At 60.9% G+C, this 17,600-nt stretch carries 14 protein-coding genes; 5 read left to right on the forward strand and 9 right to left on the reverse strand.

Going from position 1 to position 17,600, the window contains the following annotated elements; genetic code table 11:
• Positions 1-25: 25 nt before the first annotated feature.
• The 6 genes from ACMDB8_RS25205 to ACMDB8_RS25230 form a co-directional block, all read right to left on the reverse strand.
• On the reverse strand, positions 26-850 hold the full coding sequence (locus tag ACMDB8_RS25205) for an ABC transporter permease (RefSeq protein ID WP_007980200.1): 825 nt from the start codon (positions 848-850) through the stop codon (positions 26-28).
• Between the two features lie 12 nt (positions 851-862).
• On the reverse strand, positions 863-2,110 hold the full coding sequence (locus tag ACMDB8_RS25210; protein ID WP_056726653.1) for an ABC transporter permease: 1,248 nt from the start codon (positions 2,108-2,110) through the stop codon (positions 863-865).
• 170 nt (positions 2,111-2,280) lie between these two features.
• Positions 2,281-3,324: an ABC transporter substrate-binding protein gene (locus ACMDB8_RS25215; protein WP_056726652.1), complete on the reverse strand. Its 1,044-nt coding sequence runs from the start codon at positions 3,322-3,324 to the stop codon at positions 2,281-2,283.
• A 48-nt stretch (positions 3,325-3,372) separates the two neighbouring features.
• Complete coding sequence (locus ACMDB8_RS25220) at positions 3,373-4,497, reverse strand: ABC transporter ATP-binding protein (RefSeq protein WP_056726651.1); 1,125 nt, start codon at positions 4,495-4,497, stop codon at positions 3,373-3,375.
• Positions 4,498-4,754: 257 nt separating this feature from the next.
• Entirely contained in the window at positions 4,755-5,384 is a 630-nt protein-coding gene (locus tag ACMDB8_RS25225; protein WP_008051638.1) for a response regulator, read from the reverse strand.
• A 70-nt stretch (positions 5,385-5,454) separates the two neighbouring features.
• Positions 5,455-7,851: a PAS domain-containing sensor histidine kinase gene (locus tag ACMDB8_RS25230; protein ID WP_223541851.1), complete on the reverse strand. Its 2,397-nt coding sequence runs from the start codon at positions 7,849-7,851 to the stop codon at positions 5,455-5,457.
• 73 nt (positions 7,852-7,924) lie between these two features.
• Between ACMDB8_RS25230 and ACMDB8_RS25235 the strand changes: the two genes are divergently transcribed.
• Positions 7,925-8,914 (forward strand): alpha/beta hydrolase family protein, encoded by a 990-nt coding sequence (locus tag ACMDB8_RS25235; RefSeq protein WP_056726649.1) that lies wholly within the window; start codon positions 7,925-7,927, stop codon positions 8,912-8,914.
• 120 nt (positions 8,915-9,034) lie between these two features.
• Here ACMDB8_RS25235 and ACMDB8_RS25240 read toward each other — a convergent pair whose 3' ends face one another.
• Genes ACMDB8_RS25240 through ACMDB8_RS25250 form a run of 3 tightly spaced genes read right to left on the reverse strand, consistent with a single transcriptional unit; the run spans position 9,035 to position 11,491 of the window.
• Positions 9,035-9,802 carry a TerB family tellurite resistance protein gene (locus tag ACMDB8_RS25240; protein ID WP_056726648.1) on the reverse strand — a complete coding sequence of 256 codons (768 nt, stop codon included), beginning with the start codon at positions 9,800-9,802 and terminating at the stop codon, positions 9,035-9,037.
• 1 nt (position 9,803) lies between these two features.
• Positions 9,804-10,475: an N-acetylmuramate alpha-1-phosphate uridylyltransferase MurU gene (murU, locus tag ACMDB8_RS25245; RefSeq protein WP_056726647.1), complete on the reverse strand. Its 672-nt coding sequence runs from the start codon at positions 10,473-10,475 to the stop codon at positions 9,804-9,806.
• Positions 10,472-11,491 (reverse strand): aminoglycoside phosphotransferase family protein, encoded by a 1,020-nt coding sequence (locus tag ACMDB8_RS25250; protein WP_056726646.1) that lies wholly within the window; start codon positions 11,489-11,491, stop codon positions 10,472-10,474. Before ACMDB8_RS25250 ends, murU begins: the two co-directional genes overlap by 4 nt.
• A 130-nt stretch (positions 11,492-11,621) precedes the next feature.
• Here ACMDB8_RS25250 and ACMDB8_RS25255 point away from each other — a divergent pair, with 130 nt between their 5' ends.
• The 4 genes from ACMDB8_RS25255 to rsmA are packed head-to-tail and all read left to right on the forward strand — an operon-like array spanning position 11,622 to position 17,509.
• Positions 11,622-14,420, forward strand: coding sequence for an LPS-assembly protein LptD (locus ACMDB8_RS25255; protein WP_056726645.1), 2,799 nt, complete (start codon positions 11,622-11,624; stop codon positions 14,418-14,420).
• Positions 14,401-15,717, forward strand: a complete 1,317-nt coding sequence (gene surA, locus ACMDB8_RS25260) for a peptidylprolyl isomerase SurA (protein ID WP_156385820.1) — start codon at positions 14,401-14,403, stop codon at positions 15,715-15,717. The genes ACMDB8_RS25255 and surA overlap by 20 nt, the downstream gene beginning before the upstream one ends.
• Complete coding sequence (gene pdxA, locus ACMDB8_RS25265; protein ID WP_056726643.1) at positions 15,714-16,703, forward strand: 4-hydroxythreonine-4-phosphate dehydrogenase PdxA; 990 nt, start codon at positions 15,714-15,716, stop codon at positions 16,701-16,703. Before surA ends, pdxA begins: the two co-directional genes overlap by 4 nt.
• On the forward strand, positions 16,700-17,509 hold the full coding sequence (gene rsmA, locus ACMDB8_RS25270) for a 16S rRNA (adenine(1518)-N(6)/adenine(1519)-N(6))-dimethyltransferase RsmA (protein WP_046039480.1): 810 nt from the start codon (positions 16,700-16,702) through the stop codon (positions 17,507-17,509). Before pdxA ends, rsmA begins: the two co-directional genes overlap by 4 nt.
• Positions 17,510-17,600 lie beyond the last annotated feature (91 nt).

The raw sequence follows: 17,600 nt of genomic DNA on the forward strand, positions 1-17,600 counted from the left end.
CTCCCACAGGGAATGAGGTGATTCGTCAGACCTGCGCAGTACGCAGTTTCTCGCTACGCCCTCGCAGCCATTCCAGGGTCAGCAGCAGGATCACCGAGAAAGCAATCAGCAGCGTCGCGGCGGCGGCGATGGTCGGGCTGAGGTTCTCGCGGATGCCGCTGAACATCTGCCGTGGCAGGGTCGCTTGTTCGGGGCCGGCGAGGAACAGCGTCACCACCACCTCATCGAACGACGTCGCAAAGGCAAACAGCGCCCCGGAGATCACGCCCGGCGCAATCAGCGGCAAGGTCACCCGGCGGAACGTGGTCAGCGGCGAAGCACCCAGGCTCGCGGCGGCCCGCACCAGGTTATGGTTGAACCCCTGCAAGGTCGCCGACACGGTAATGATCACGAACGGCACACCCAACACCGCATGCACCACGATCAGCGAGAAGAAGCTGTTACCCAATCCCAACGGAGCAAAGAACAGGTAACTGGCCACACCGATGATCACCACCGGCACCACCATCGGTGAAATCACCAGAGCCATTACCAGCGCCTTGCCGGGGAAGTCGCCCCGGGTCAGGCCGATCGCCGCCAGCGTACCGAAGACCATGGCCAGCACCGTGGCTGCCGGGGCGACGATGATGCTGTTCTTCAGGGCGCGCATCCATTCCGCCGAGGCGAAGAAATCGTGATACCACTGCAATGAGAAGCCCTGCAGCGGGTACACCAGGAAGCTGCCGGAGTTGAACGACAGTGGAATGATCACCAGCACCGGCAGGATCAGGAACAACAGAATCAAGCCGCAGAGAATCCGCAAGCTGTAGAACCACACCCGTTCGATGGGCGACATATAAGGACTCAGCATTTCGTTCTCCCCTTAGCTCAGGCGCAGGCGGCTTGCGCCTACCAGCCAGCTGTAAATCAGATAAAGCACGACCGTCGCGAGCAACAGCAGCCCACCGAGTGCGGTCGCCATGCCCCAGTTGATGCTGGTGTTGGTGTAGAAGGCGACGAAGTAGCTGACCATCTGGTCGTTCGGGCTGCCCAACAATGCCGGGGTGATGTAGTAGCCGATGGCGAGGATGAACACCAACAGGCAACCGGCGCCGACACCGGCATAGGTCTGCGGGAAATACACCCGCCAGAAGCTGGCGAACGGATGGCAGCCGAGGGAAATCGCGGCGCGCATGTAGGTCGGCGAGATCCCTTTCATCACGCTGTAGATCGGCAGGATCATGAACGGCAGCAGGATGTGCACCATGGAGATGTAGACACCGACGCGGTTGAACACCAGCTCGATCGGCTTATCGATAATGCCCATGGCCATCAGGCCGCTGTTGATCAGGCCACCCGATTGCAGCAACACGATCCACGCCGCGACCCGTACCAGGATCGAAGTCCAGAACGGCAGCAGCACCAGGATCATCAGCAGGTTGCTCTGACGCGACGGCAGGTTCGCCAGCAGATAAGCCAGTGGATACGCCAGCACCAGGCAGATCACGGTGATGACCAGGCCCATCCAGAAGGTACGGGCGAAGATGTCGAGGTAGATCGCCTGATCCGGGGTGGCCGGGGCGATTTCGCCGAGGTCGTCGATGCGGTGATCGACGGCCGCCAGCAGATAATACGGGGTGATGCTGCTGGTGTTGCGACGTACCGCTTGCCAGTAGGCCGGGTCGCCCCAACGCTCATCGAGACCTTCCAGCGCTTCTTTATAAGAAGCCGGCTCGGTTGTGAGCGGCAAGGCGCGGGCGGTTTTGGTCAGCAGGCTGCGGTAGCCGGCCAGTTCCATGTTCAGGCGTTTGGACAGATCACCCAGGGTCTGATTCTTGCGAGCCTCGGCGAGGTCTTCGGCCGCTGCTTTGTAAACCGGTTCAGCGGGCAGGCCGCGGCCGTCCCAACTGGCGATGGCGGTCACTGTGCGGGGCATGCCGCCGACCACTTCCGGGTTGCCAACGCTTTTGTAGAGCAGCGCCACGATCGGCACCAGGAACACCAGCAACAGAAACAGCACCAGTGGCGCGATCAACGCCTGGGCCTTCCAGCGATTGACCCGCTCGGCGTGCTTGAGCCGCTGCTTCAAGGTGGGGCTGGTGCCCTCGTTCAGGGGAACGGCGATAGCCATGACGTACTCCGGGAATCTTTGAATGGGCGGCACCACCCACGGTGATGCCGCATTACATCAACACTCATGAAACACGCCAGTCCCTGTAGGAGCTGGCGCAGCCTGCGATCTTTTGGCGTATTCAAGGCCGCTGAAGAGCAAGATCAAAAGATCGCAGCCTTCGGCAGCTCCTACTTGGCAGCCCAGGCGTTGAAGCGCTGTTCCAGTTGCTCGCCGTTGTCAGCCCAGAAACTGACGTCGATCTGCACCTGGTTGGCGATGTTTTCCGGGGTGGTCGGCATGTCCTTCAGGACATCCTTGGCCAGCAGCGGTACGGCCTGGGTGTTGGCCGGGCCGTAGGCGATGTTTTCCGAGTAGGTCTTCTGCTGCTGCGGCATTACCGAGAAGGCGATGAACTTCTTCGCCGCTTCAGCGCGCTTGGCATCCAGACCTTTTGGAATGGCCCATGCGTCGAAGTCGTAGATGCCGCCGTTCCACACGACTTTCAGGTTGCTTTCTTTCTGCACGGCAGCGATACGGCCGTTGTAGGCCGAGCTCATCACCACGTCACCCGAAGCGAGGTATTGCGGCGGTTGTGCGCCGGCTTCCCACCACTGGATGTTTGGCTTGAGCTCATCGAGCTTCTTGAACGCGCGGTCCTGACCGTCCTTGCCGGCCAGCACTTTGTAGACGTCTTTGGGCGCAACGCCGTCGGCCATCAGTGCGAATTCCAGGGTGTACTTGGCGCCTTTACGCAGGCCACGCTTGCCCGGGAACTGCTTGGTGTCCCAGAAATCCACCCAACTGGTCGGTGCGGTTTTCAGCTTGTCGGCGTTGTACGCCAGCACGGTCGACCACACGAAGAAACCTACGCCGCAAGGCTGGATGGCGCCCTTGACGTAGTCTTCGGTCTTGCCGAACAACTTCGGATCAAGCTGCTCGAACATGTCTTCGTCGCAACCACGGGACAGCTCCGGCGATTCAACCTCTACCAGATCCCAGGACACGCTCTTGGTGTCGACCATGGCCTTGACCTTGGCCATTTCGCCGTTGTACTCGCCGGCCACGATCTTGCCGTTGCCTGCCGCTTCCCACGGTGCGTAGAAGGCTTTGACCTGAGCCGCCTTGTTCGCGCCGCCAAAGGACACCACGGTCAGGTCCGGGCCGGCCGCCATTGCGTGTGCCGCGCCCATCATGCCCAGTGCCAAAGCGGTGAATTTCAGGGATCTCAACATTTATTGTTCTCTCCACGTGCAGGGTTGGTGTTGGTGTTGCCGGGGCGATCAATGCGCCTCTAGAAGTGGATCGAGCGCGCGAACGTGTTCGACCTGCCAGCCAAGCGGTACCACGTCGCCGACGGCGAGCGAGGGATCTAGCTCGGCAATCGGCTGTTTCACGAAGAAGTCGGTCTTGCCGCAGACTTCCATGCGAACCCGGACGTGGTCGCCCAGATAGATGAATTCCTCGACTCGCCCGGAGAAGCGGTTGACGCATTGGTCGCTGGAGCCATTGAGGCTCACTCGCTCCGGACGAATGGACAGGGTCACCGGCTCGCCGGTCTGGCCGACGTTGACCGCCAAGGCCTCTACCTTCTCACCCCGCCCGAGCTCGACAATGCAACGGTCGCCGGTCTGGCTGTGCAGGCGGCCATTGAGGCGGTTGTTCTCGCCGATGAAGTTGGCGACGAAGGTGTTTTTCGGCTCTTCATAGAGGGTGCGCGGCGGCGCGATCTGCTGGATTTCGCCCTGGTGGAACACCGCCACACGGTCGGACATGGTCAAGGCTTCGCCCTGATCGTGGGTCACGTAGACCACGGTGACGCCCAGGCGCTGGTGCAGGTGCTTGATCTCCATCTGCATGTGTTCACGCAGTTGTTTATCGAGTGCGCCGAGGGGTTCGTCCATCAGCACCAGTTGCGGCTCGAACACCAGCGCGCGGGCCAATGCCACACGCTGTTGCTGACCACCGGAAAGCTGCGCCGGGTAGCGCTGGGCGAAGGCATCGAGCTGGACCATGCTCAGCACGCGCTTGACCCGGGCACTGACGTCGCTCTTGTTCATGCCGCGTACGGTCAGCGGGAACGCCAGGTTCTCCGCCACCGTCATGTGCGGGAACAATGCGTAGTTCTGGAACACCATGCCGATGTCGCGCTTGTGCGGCGGCACGTTGTTGATGGCGCGCCCGCCCAACAGGATTTCGCCCGCGGTCGGCGTTTCGAAGCCGGCGAGCATCATCAGGCTGGTGGTCTTGCCGGAACCGGACGGCCCGAGCAATGTGAGGAATTCGCCTTTGCGAATGTCCAGGTTGAGGTCCTTGACGATCAGGTTCTCGCCGTCGTAGCTCTTCTGCACTCCACGAAAGCTGACCAGAACATCATTGGCCCCTGCGCTTGAATCGACCTGGCTCATACCCACACCTTTGTTATTGATGACTGCTGTGGGACTAAGCCTAGTGGACGCTGGGGACCGCGCAAATCGGGGGGCAAGAGAGATTGGCCTCAGCCGGATGGAAGGTTGGGGGTAGGGATTGCCCTACAAGGATGGCGCGTTTGGGCAAATGTAGTGGCAAGGGGTCAGCTATAAGCCACAAGAATAAGCCCATGCGATATCTGGAGCTGTCGTAAATGGATATGCCACCACTGGACCACACTGAATTTCGGTGTGTTTTAGAGGAGCTTGTGTTCCATCGCGTACTTCACCAGTTCCGCCAGCGAGGTGATGTTGAGCTTCTGCATCAGCCGCGCCTTGTGGGTGCTGATGGTCTTGCTGCTCAGCGCCAGTTGCTGGGCGATGTCATTGACGTTGGCGCCCTGGGCCAGGCGTTCGAACACGGAGAATTCGCGCTCGGAGAGCAACGAGTGCAATGGACGCGAGTCGGTAAGACCGACTTCGAAAACCATGCGATCGGCCAGTTCCGGGTCGATATAACGCCCGCCTGACGCCACTTTGCGAATGGCCGTCAGCAAGAGCGCCGGGTCGCTGTCCTTGGTCGCATAACCCGCAGCGCCCACCTTCAACGCCCGGGCGGCCATTTGCGCTTCGTCATGCATCGACAGCACCAGGATCGCGGGTGGATTGTTCAGGGCGCGAATCCGCGGAATCGCTTCCAGGCCGTTGACGCCCGGCATGGAGATATCCAGCAACACCACTTCGCAGGGCACATGACGCAAGGTGTCGAGCAACTGCTCACCATTGCTCGCCTCCCCCACTACCAGCAAGTCCTTGGCCAGGCCGATCAACTGCTTGATGCCTTCGCGGACAATGGTGTGGTCTTCGGCTACCAGTACACGGATCACGTTCTTCTCCAGGGTCAAGATCTATCGCGAGCGTTCCGACGATGACGTCAGAGCAAACAATAGATAAACATCAGGCTGCATCCAGCGGCACTCGCACACTCAGAGTCGTGCCTTCACCCGGCTCACTCTCAAGCGACAACTCACCGCCCATGATCAACACCCGCTCGCGCATGCCGACCACCCCAAAGGATGTCGGCCTGCCAGCTGCGGCGACAAATCCTACGCCATCATCGCTGACCGTCAGACACAACTCGTCGCCTTCCAGCGCCAGTGTCAATTCAACAGTATGCGCCTGGGCGTGCCGCATGACATTGGTCAGCGCTTCCTGAAGGATCCGGAACAAACCGATTGCCTTCGCATCGCTGAGCACCGGCAAGTTGTCCGGCACCTGCACCAGACACGGGATCTGCGTGCGCGCCTCGAATCGACGGGCCTGCCACTCAATGGCCGAGGCGATGCCCGCGTCGAGAATCGGCGGTCGCAATGCCGTGGCCACATCACGAACCAGCTGAAACAACTGAGCGATCAAGCGCTTCATGCTGTTCAAGCGCTCGTTCAGACCCGGATCAAGCTGCGCGTAAGCCAGTTCGCACATGGACGTTTCCAGCTTCAACACGGTGAGCATCTGACCCAACTCGTCGTGAACTTCCCGGGCAATGCGCGCCTTTTCTTCTTCGCGCACGCTTTCCAGGTGTGCGGACAACTCACGCAACTGCTCCCGGGAGCTGGCCAGCTCAAGCTCGATGCGCTTGCTTTCGCTGATGTCCCAGACGATTCCGTCCCAGACATAGGCACCGTCATCCAGCCGGCGGGTGATGGCCTTGATTTCCGCCCAGCGCTGCTCGCCCTGACGCGTGAGGATTCGCCCCTGCCACGACCAGTCGCTGTCGGTATCCAGCGCATGATCCTGGGTCTGGTGATAGCTGGCCTTGTCATCCGGATGCACCAGGCTGCGCAGGCCTTTATCGCGATGCGCCAGCGTGGCCGGCGAGTAACCCACCAGACTTTCGCTGCCTTCACTGATGTAGGCAAAGTCGATCTGACCGGTCACCGGCGCCCGCTCCAGGCGGAAAACCAGCCCCGGAACGTTGGCGGCGATGCCTTGCAGGCGCGCCTCGCTTTCCTGCAAGGCCGCCAGGGCGCGACGCCTCTCGGTGACATCGTTGAGGTAAACCACCAGGTATTCGCCATCGCGAAAGCGCAGAAAACTCAACGAGACATCGGCCGGCAGGATGCTGCCATCGGCCCGCACGCAATTGGATTCAAAGCTTTGCGGGCCGTCTTCACTGGCCCGCGCGCGCTTCCACAGGTTCAGCCAACGGTCCATGTGCAGGCCAGGCTCGAAATCGATCAGGGGCCGATCGATGATCCCGCCGGCCGGATAGCCCAGCATGCTTTCCGCCGCGCGGTTGGCGTAGCGCACATGGCTGTCCCAGTTGACCCAGAGGATACCGACGGTGCTCTGATCGATGGAAAACTGGGTGAGCCGCAGGGCCTCTTCGCTGGCGGCGCGCAAGGCAATGTCTTCCTGCGCGGCCAGCAGACGCTGCTCCAGGAGGTGCTGCTGGCGACGCTGCCAGACCACAATGGCCATGCAACTGGACGCCAGCACGGCCAGCAGAAGGCAGAGGTTTTGCCAAAACCCCGGAGACTCGGTGAGCCGCGGATACTTGGGTTGCAGCCATTGATTGTGCAGTTGCTCCAGATCCTTGGCCGGGATCGCCCGCAATGCACTTTCGACGATGCCCGCCAGTTCCGGCTTGTCGCGCCGCGTGGCCACCCGCAGCAGTTGCGGCAGGCCGACATCCCCCACCACCACCAACCCGGCGAACTCCGTCTCGACCGACAAGCGTCCCAGTTGCGCCTCATCGATCACCGCATAAGTTGCCTGCTGGCCAACCAGTAATTGCAATGCCTGGCGCTCCATCGGTACGCCTTGCAGATTCAGGTGCGGGTAGTTGCCACGCAGGTAATCGGCGATGGCACTGGGCATGCGCACGGCGACGCGGGTCTGGCTGTCGAGTTTTTCCAACTCGACCGCGCCAGCGCTTTTCTGGTCGCTGACCACCAATTGCGGCACCCGCATGTAGGGGTCGGAAAACTGCCAGAGACGCAGCCCGCCAGGGGTCTGGGTCAGGCCCGGAGCGATGTCGATTTCGCCCTCGCGGGCCGCGGCTTCCAATTGTTCAAGGTCGGGAAAATTGCGCCAGCTCAGTTCGACATTGAGGTTTTTAGCCAACCACTTCATCAACTCGATGTTCACCCCGGACAAGCGCTGCAAGCGGCGGTCGTATTGCGCATAGGGCGCCTGCAACACCACGCCGACCCGCAACTCGCCCTGCTGCGCCAGCCAGTGCTGCTGTTTCGGGGACAGTTGGGCAACGGGCGCCGGAGGCGCGGCGGCCGCCCAGCCCATCAAGGGAAACCACAAACAGCCGATAACCCACAGGCAGCGAAAACGCATCATTGAACTCTCACACCCTGACAAATACAGACCAACCCATTAGGCTGCCGGAACATCTTCTGGCCTGGAATATCCGATGCCCCCTGTCTACCGCCTGGCACTGCCAGCATTGTGCCTGTCGCTGATCCTGCCTTGCGCTTTTTCCGTCAAGGCGGCCGACCCGACGCCCGCCGCGGAGGAAAAAACCGCCGAAGAAAAACCACTCGAACGTCAGCCGCTGCCTGAGCGTAGTCAGGAAGAAGCGACTGCACTTGAGCGAAAGATCCCGGCTCAGGAACAGCAACAACTGCAAGCAGGCACCGACACGTTTCTGGCCTTGTGGAAACCGGCCAATACCGCCGAACCCAAAGGCGCGGTGATTATCATCCCCGGCGCCGGCGAAACCGTTGACTGGCCGCAAGCAGTAGGCCCTTTGCGGCGCAAATTGCCGGATGCCGAGTGGAGCAGCCTGAGTATCACCTTGCCGGACCTGCAAAGCGATGCCATTGCGCCACGAATCGTCGAAGCAGCGCCGACACCCAAACCCGCCGAAACCGGCAGTAAAGACTCGACCACCGCGGCCCCTATCGAACAGGTCGCCGGTGGCGAGGCCGATGTGGCCGACAAGCCCTTCGCCGAAACCACCGAGGAACAGTCCAAGGCAGATGCCGAGCGGATCTTTGCCCGAATCGATGCCGCGATCGCCTTCGCCGAACAGCAAAGCGCCCGCAGCATCGTGGTGTTGGGGCATGGTTCGGGCGCCTATTGGGCCGCGCGCTACCTGAGCGAAAAGCAGCCATCGCAGGTCGAAAAACTGCTGATGGTTGCCGCCCGGACACCTGTGGCGGCCACGCCCGGGCTGGCCGAGCTGACCCCGACCCTGAAACTGCCGACCGCAGATATTTTCTACAAGGACAAAGCGCTGGATCGCGATGCAGCATTGGAGCGCCTGCAGGCCAGCAAACGCCAGAAATCATCGGCATTCAGCCAGGTCGCACTCAAGGCGTTGCCGGATAACAAGGCCGAACAGGAGCAGCTGTTTCGTCGGGTGCGAGGTTGGTTGAATCCGCAGAACCCGGCGGGCTGACAGACCGAGGCGCGATCATCGCGGGCAAGCCACGCTCCCACAGGTTTTTTGCCGATCAGAAAATTGCGAACGACACAAAACCTGTGGGAGCGAGCTTGCTCGCGATAGCGGTATCACTGGCTAGCGAAAATCCCGCCGCTCCCGAATCAGCGTGTAGGCGTTATGCAGTTCACGCGTTCGTTCGGTGGCCTCACGCACCTGCGTGGCCGTCGCGCCAGTGCCGGCAATCTTGTCCGGATGATGGCGACTGAGCAGGCGCCGATAAGCACGTTTGATCTGCGCCGGCTCAGTGGTGGCCGACACCCCCAAAAGCCTCAGCGCGTCCTGATAACTGGGCACACTTTTGCCCAAGGGCCGTTTCTGCGGTTCATAATCGTGGGCCAACGCCTGCACCTGATGGGATGTCCAGCCCAACCACTTGCCCCATTGGCCGATCAATTGACGTTCACTGCTGCCGGCACGACCATCGGCCCAGACCATTCGCCAACAGGCGCGCAACACACCTTCCGCCGCATGGGGCTGGGCACTCAGGCGACGCAAATAACCGCGCAGGCGGTCGTTGCCCGACTTGCCGCGATTGAACGCGGCAATCGCACGACGCTGGGCCGACTCGGACATCTCCAGCGAGCGCATTTCCGCCCGGGCCTGTTCGATGTGCCCGGCCATCACCTGGCCGTCACACTTGGCCAGTCGCCCTAACAGGACAAACAGCAATTCATCGTTACGCAGCACTGGGCGACCGCCCAGTTTTTCCCGCAAGTGCCCCCAGCTCTGCAGGTGCAAGCGCCGGTCCAGCGCCTGCCCCAACAACGCCCCGAGAATGGCCCCCGGAATACTGGCTATGGCATAGCCTGCTCCGGCTCCGATCAGAGTCCCTGGCCACAACATGTCAGCGCCTCGCTTCTATTAATGTTTCAACTTCGGCCAGACGCTCGTGAGTACCGACATCGACCCAGTCCCCCTTCAACTGCTCGCCAGTCACCTGACCGTCAGCCATGGCTTTGCGTAACAGCGGCGCGAGCTTGAAGGCCTCGGCGGTGCAACCGTCGAACAACTGCGGATGCAACACGGCGATACCGCTGTAGGTCAGGGTGCCAATCTCTGGCTGACCGTCGCGGACCTGCGTTTCGACCAGGCTGAAGTCCCCGGCCGGATGATGGGCCGGGTTACTGGCCAGCACCAGGTGCGCCAGGCCGTTGATGGGTTGATGCAGCACGCTGAAATCGTAATCGGTCCAGATGTCGCCATTGACCACGACAAACGCTTCATCCCCCAGCAACGGCAACGCGCGGAAAATCCCGCCGCCGGTTTCCAGGGGCTCACCTTCGGCCGAGTACTGAATGCTCACGCCATAACGCGAACCATCGCCCAGATAGTCTTCGATCTGCTGACCGAGCCAGGCGTGATTGATCACGATGTCGGTGAACCCGGCGGCTGCCAGCGCTCGCAGGTGATACTCGATCAGCGGCACGCCGCCTGCACGCACCAGCGGTTTTGGCGTGGTCAGGGTCAGCGGGCGCATGCGCTCGCCTTTACCCGCGGCCAGAATCATTGCCTTCATGCTTTCACTCCGGCACGCAGACTGGCCAGCAGCACATCCAGTTCGGCCAGCTCAGGGCGACGAGCGATCACTGCTTCTATGTACGCAAAGAAACGTGGCACGTCCCCCAGATAACGCGGTTTACCGTCGCGATGACAGATGCGCGCGAAAATGCCGATGACTTTCAGGTGACGTTGCACGCCCATCAAGTCGCTGGCACGCAGGAAGTCCTCGAAGTCGGGCTGAACCGCAATCCCGAGGGCGCCCGCCTGCTGCCAGTAGCTTTCGAGCCAGCCGTGCACGCGCTCCTCGGGCCAGCTGAGGAATGCATCCTTGAACAGGCAGGTCACGTCGTAGGTCACCGGGCCATACACCGCATCCTGGAAATCCAGCACGCCGGGATTGGGTTCGCTGAGCATCAGGTTGCGCGGCATGTAGTCGCGATGCACCAGGACTTTCGGTTGAGCCAGGGCGCTGTCGATCAACAGTTCGCTGACCTGCTGCCAGAGCACTTGTTGTGCCGCGTCAAATTCGATGCCCAGTTCGCGCTTCACGTACCACTCGGGGAACAGTTCCAGCTCGCGACGCAGCAAGGCCACGTCATAGCTCGGCAAAGGCGCAACCATTGGCAACTGCTGGAAAGCCAGCAACGCCTGCAGGGCATCCTTGAACAAATTGTCGGCGTTTTCGCTGTCGATGACGTCCAGATAGGTCTTGTTGCCCAGGTCATTGAGCAAAAGAAAACCGCGCTCGAGGTCTTCGGCATAAATTTTCGGCACATTTATTCCGGATTTCGCCAGCAAAAAAGCGATATCCACGAAGGGTTTGCAGTTTTCCTGGGGCGGCGGCGCGTCCATCACAATGAAACTTTTGCCATCGCCTTGCCAACGGAAATACCGCCGGAAACTCGCGTCACTGCTGGCCGCAGTCAACGTGGCCGGGGGTACGACGCCCCAGCCCTGCTCGGCAAAAAGGGTCGCCAATTGTTCATCGAGCCAAACTTTCAGGTGTTGCAAGCGTACATCTTGATCAGGCATTGCAAGGGTCTCCGACGGCGCTAGCCGTCAAGCGGGTCATGCTTTATTATCCAGCATCTTTTTCAGACCATCGAGAGGCGTGCGGCCCACACCGCGGGCAGATGGCACGCAGGAAGCCCGGACTAATAAGATGGCATTGAAATCCCCCGCGTTTCGTAAAAAATTTCCGTTGTTGGTTACCGGCAGTTTGCTGGCGCTGCAACCCCTTGCCACTTCCTACGTGGTCGCCGCGGAACAGTATGACTGCTCAGTCTCTGCTTCGGGTTCCTGGGACTGTGCGCCAAAGACGCCGGCGGCTGCATTGCCACCGCGTCCCGTCCATGACGGCAGCGCAGTTTCGGCCACCGGCGAAGCTCCGGCCGAGAACGGTTCCAGCGAAGACGCCGGCGCCAAGCCGGTGCTGGTCACCGAATCCAAAGGCCGTGGCCTGAAGTCGCGTAGCGCAGACTACAGTCACCTCGACTGGGTTCCCCGCGAGCAGCTCACCGCCGCACAATTGGCCGAAACCGGTCCTTATTGCTCTGGTTCCTATATCGAACCGATTCGTCCTGGCATGGATGACAAGACCAATAAAAGTGACGCTCCAACCTTTATCGGCGCAAAAGCCTCCCGCTATAAGCAGGATGAGCAAGTCGCGACCCTGGCCGGCGACGTTGTCATGCGCCAGGGCAGCATGCAGGTCGAAGCAGACGAAGCCAACCTTTACCAGGCCGAGAGCCGTGGCGACCTGAACGGCAACGTGCGCATTCGCGACAACGGCGCCCTGATCGTCGGCGACCACGCCGACGTACAGCTCGACACCGGCGAAGCCAAGGTCGACAACGCCGAATACGTGATGCACAAATCCCGCATCCGCGGTAATGCGCTGTACGCCAAACGTGCCGAGAACGCGATCATCCGCCTCAAGGATGGTACGTACACCACGTGCGAACCGAACAGCAACGCCTGGCAGCTCAAGGGCAACAACATCACCCTGAACCCGGCCACCGGCTTCGGTACCGCGACCAACGTGACGCTGCGGGTCAAGGACATTCCGATCCTGTATACGCCGTACATCTATTTCCCGATCGACGACCGTCGCCAGTCCGGCTTCCTGCCGCCGACCATCGGCACCGGCAGCGATACCGGCTTCATGCTGGTCACCCCGTATTACTTCAACCTGGCGCCGAACTACGATGCCACGTTGTACCCGCGCTACATGGAAAAGCACGGCTTGTTGATGGAAGGCGAATTCCGCTACCTGACCAAGTCCAGCGAAGGCCAGTTCGGTGCGGCGTACCTCAACGACGAAAGCAACGAACGCGACAAGCAGAGCGACGCCGAAAAAACCCGCTACATGTACAACTGGCAGCACAAGGGCGGTCTCGACTCGCGAGTGCTCACGCAAGTCGACTACACCAAGATCAGCGATCCGTATTACTTCCAGGATCTGCAGACCGACCAGATTGGCATCAAAAGCAACGACTACGTGAACCAGCAAGGCTCCGTCACCTATCGTGGCGACAGCTATTCCGCTCGCGTGAACGCCCAGGCCTACGAACTGGCGAGCGTGTCGAACATTACGCCGTACGACCGCCTGCCGCAGCTCACCCTCGACGGCATGCTGCCTTATCATCCGGAAGGCCTGGACTTCACGTACAACACCGAACTCGTGCGGTTTGACCGGGATCTGCAGAGCGGAACATACTTTGACGAAGACGGTGTCGGCTCTCCCCGCCTCGATAACAACGTTCAAGGCCTGGCTCGTGCCAATGGCGACCGCCTGAACCTGGCGCCCGCCATCAGCTTGCCGATGAATACGACGTACGGCTTCCTGACACCGAAGCTCAAGTACCAGTACACACAGTACCAACTGGACCTGGACAGCACTGGCAAAGGTCAGATTGCGAATCAGACCGCAGAACAGGACAAGCTCCTGGGAACGTTCGACAGCAACCAGAACCGCGGCGTACCAATCGCCAGCATCGACAGCGGCCTGTACTTCGATCGCAATACCCAGTATTTCGGCAAGAACTACCGCCAGACCCTCGAGCCGCGCCTGTTCTACCTGTACGTGCCTGAGGTCGACCAGGAAGACATCCCGGTATTCGACACCAGCGAATACACCTTCAACTATGCGTCGCTGTTCCGTGACAACCGCTTCTCCGGCTCCGACCGTGTCGGCGACGAGAACAAACTGTCCCTGGGCGTGACCAGCCGCTGGATCGAAGACGACGGTTTCGAGCGTCAGCGCATCAGTGTCGGCCAGGCCTTGTACTTCAAGGACCGCGAAGTTCAGTTGCCGGGTATCGATGCAAAAACCCGTGCCGATGCCCAAGCCAGCGTTTCGCCGTACGCACTGGAATACGAATATCGCTGGAACCGCGACTGGCGTACCACCGCCGACTACAACTGGGACCCGGACAGCCGCAGCCCTCGCTCGGGCAGCGCGATGTTCCACTACCAGCCTGAAGACAATCCGAACAAGATCGTCAACTTCGGCTACCGCTATCGCAATGACCAGGTCCGTTACGACCAGAACACCGGTAAATGGACTGTGGGCGGCGGTGACTACGGCACCCCTGGCCAGCCTGGCTACGTGAAGGATTACTACAAGATCGAACAGCACGACTTCTCGGTGATCTGGCCAATCGTGCCGCAATGGAGCGTTATCAGCCGTTGGCAGTATGACTACAACCGCAACCGTACCCTGGATGCATTCGGTGGTTTCGAGTACGACAACTGCTGCTGGAAACTGCGCCTGATCAACCGTTACTTCGTTGATTACGACGAGTTCAGCCAGGAAGCACCGCAAAACGAAAAAGGCGACCATGGCGTCTTCCTCCAAATTGTTCTGAAGGGACTCGGCGGCCTTACCGGCTCCAAGGCCGAGAGCTTCCTCGACAAAGGCATTCAAGGTTATCGTGAACGTGAAGACCAAGCTTTCTGATTGTCTGCGCCCGCTGATGCTGGGCGCGCTGTTCCTGAGTACGGCGGCCAGCGCCGCCGTGCAGTCCATCGATAAAGTGGTGGCCATCGTCGACAACGACGTGGTCATGCAGAGCCAACTGGACCAACGGGTTCATGAAGTTCAAAAAACCATTGCCAAGCGCGGTTCTGCCGTGCCGCCGGCCAGCGTGCTGGAACAGCAGGTACTTGAGCGCCTGATCGTCGAAAACCTGCAATTGCAGATCGGCGAGCGCTCCGGCATCCGCATTACCGACGAAGAGTTGAACCAGGCTGTCGGCACCATTGCCCAGCGCAACAACATGTCGGTCGAGCAGTTCCGCACCGCCCTGACTCGCGACGGTCTGTCCTACGACGACGCACGCGAGCAGATTCGCCGCGAAATGGTCATCAGCCGTGTACGCCAGCGTCGGGTCGCCGAACGCATCCAGATCTCCGAGCAGGAAGTGAAGAATTTCCTGGCGTCCGACCTGGGCAAAATGCAGCTGTCTGAAGAGTTCCACCTGGCCAACATCCTGATTCCTACGCCGGAAAGCGCCAACTCCGATGCGATTCAGAGTGCAGCCAAGCAGGCCGATGCGATTTACCAGCAGCTCAAGCAAGGCGCTGACTTCGGTCAGTTGGCAATCGCCAAGTCCGCCAGCGAAACCGCACTGGAGGGTGGTGACATGGGCTGGCGTAAAGCCGCTCAATTGCCTCCGCCGTTCGATCGCCTGCTGAGCACCATGCCGGTGGGTGATGTCACCCAGCCAATGCGCACCCCGGGCGGCTTCATCATCCTGAAGGTCCTCGAAAAGCGTGGCGGCCAGACCCAGATGCGCGACGAAGTGCATGTGCGCCACATCCTGGTCAAACCGAGCCCGATCCGCGACGAAGCAAAAACCAAGGCCCTGGTTGAGTCGCTCTACAGCCGTATCGAGTCTGGCGAAGACTTCGGCGAGCTGGCGAAAAGCTACTCGGAAGACCCGGGTTCAGCCCTTAACGGCGGCGACCTGAACTGGATCGACCCGAACGCACTGGTGCCGGAATTCCGCGAAGTGATGGCCAAGACCCCGCAAGGTCAGCTGTCCAGGCCGTTCCAGACTCAGTACGGCTGGCACGTCCTGGAAGTCCTTGGCCGTCGCGCCACCGACAGCACCTCACAGGCCCGCGAGCAGCAAGCAATGACCGTTTTGCGTAACCGCAAATACGATGAAGAGCTGCAAACCTGGCTGCGTCAGATCCGTGACGAAGCGTACGTGGAAATCAAACTCCCTGGCGCCGACCAGGCAGCGCAGTGAAACCCCAACGTTTCGCGCTGACACCCGGCGAACCAGCCGGCATAGGTCCCGACCTGTGCCTGCTGCTCGCCTCGCAAGCCCAGCCTCATCCCCTGATTGCCATTACCAGCCGCGACCTGCTCATTGAGCGGGCCGCGCAGCTGGGTGTGGCTGTCGATTTGCTACCGGTCACACCGGACAACTGGCCGGATGCACCCGCGCCAGCCAACAGCCTGTATGTCTGGGATACACCGCTCAATGCCAAGGTCGTCGCCGGGCAACTGGACAAGGCCAACGCTGCCTTCGTACTGGAAACCCTGACCCGCGCCGGCCAGGGCTGCCTGGACGGACATTTCGCCGGCATGATTACCGCGCCGGTGCACAAAGGCGTCATCAACGAATCCGGCATCGCCTTTTCCGGGCACACGGAATTCCTCGCCGACCTGACCCACACCGCGCAAGTGGTGATGATGCTGGCTACACGCGGCTTGCGCGTGGCCCTGGTGACCACTCACCTGCCCCTTCGCGAGATTGCCGATGCAATCACGCCGGAGCGTCTGGAACGCGTCACGCGAATCCTGCACGCCGACCTGAAAAGCAAGTTCGGCATCGCCCGGCCACGCATCCTGGTCTGCGGGCTCAACCCCCATGCCGGCGAAGGCGGACACCTGGGCCATGAAGAAATCGATATCATCGAACCCACATTAGAGCGCCTGCGCGGCGAGGGCATGGACCTTCGTGGCCCCCTGCCCGCCGACACTCTGTTTACCCCCAAATATCTGGAGCACTGCGATGCGGTGCTGGCGATGTACCACGACCAGGGCCTGCCGGTGCTTAAGTACAAAGGCTTCGGCGCGGCAGTCAACGTGACCCTCGGCTTGCCGATCATCCGCACCTCGGTCGACCACGGCACAGCCCTGGACCTGGCCGGCAGCGGCAGGATCGACACCGGCAGCCTGCAAGTCGCCCTGGAAACCGCCTACCAGATGGCCGAGACCCGTTTATGACCGAGCACTACCAACACAAGGCGCGCAAACGCTTTGGCCAGAACTTCCTGCACGATGCCGGCGTTATCGACCGTATCCTGCGCTCCATTCATGCCAAGGCAGAAGACCGCCTGCTGGAAATCGGCCCGGGCCAGGGTGCACTGACCCAAGGCCTGCTCAGCAGCGGCGCGCAACTTGATGTGGTGGAACTGGACAAGGACCTGATCCCGATCCTCAACCAGCAGTTTGCCGGCAAGAGCAACTTCAACCTGCATCAGGGCGATGCGCTGAAGTTCGACTTCAACAGCCTGAATGCCGCGCCTGGCAGCCTGCGAGTGGTCGGCAACCTGCCGTACAACATCTCCACCCCGCTGATTTTTCACCTGCTGCACAACTCGCACCTGATTCGCGACATGCACTTCATGCTGCAAAAGGAAGTGGTCGAGCGCCTGGCTGCCGGCCCTGGTGGTGGTGACTGGGGTCGCTTGTCGATCATGGTTCAGTACCACTGCAGGGTCGAGCACCTGTTCAACGTCGGCCCTGGCGCGTTCAACCCGCCACCGAAAGTCGACTCGGCCATCGTGCGCCTGGTGCCCCACGCGGTACTGCCACACCCGGCCAAGGATCACCGCCTGCTGGAACGCGTCGTGCGCGAAGCGTTCAACCAGCGCCGCAAAACCCTGCGCAACACCCTCAAGCTGTTGCTGAGCAATGCTGAAATCGAAGCCGCCGGTGTCGATGGCAGCCTGCGTCCCGAGCAACTCGACCTGGCCGCGTTCGTGCGCCTGGCTGACAAGCTCAGCGAACAAAAGCCTGCCGCAGACTGACAAGCGATGAGCGCTATCGGGTAGGACGCCACTCTGGTCTACTACCCGATACTTGGCCTAGACTGAACCCCAACAGCTACGCCCCGCGTCC

Origin of the sequence: Pseudomonas monachiensis (assembly GCF_047345015.1) — a bacterium.
Classification (GTDB): Bacteria; Pseudomonadota; Gammaproteobacteria; order Pseudomonadales; family Pseudomonadaceae; genus Aquipseudomonas; species Aquipseudomonas monachiensis.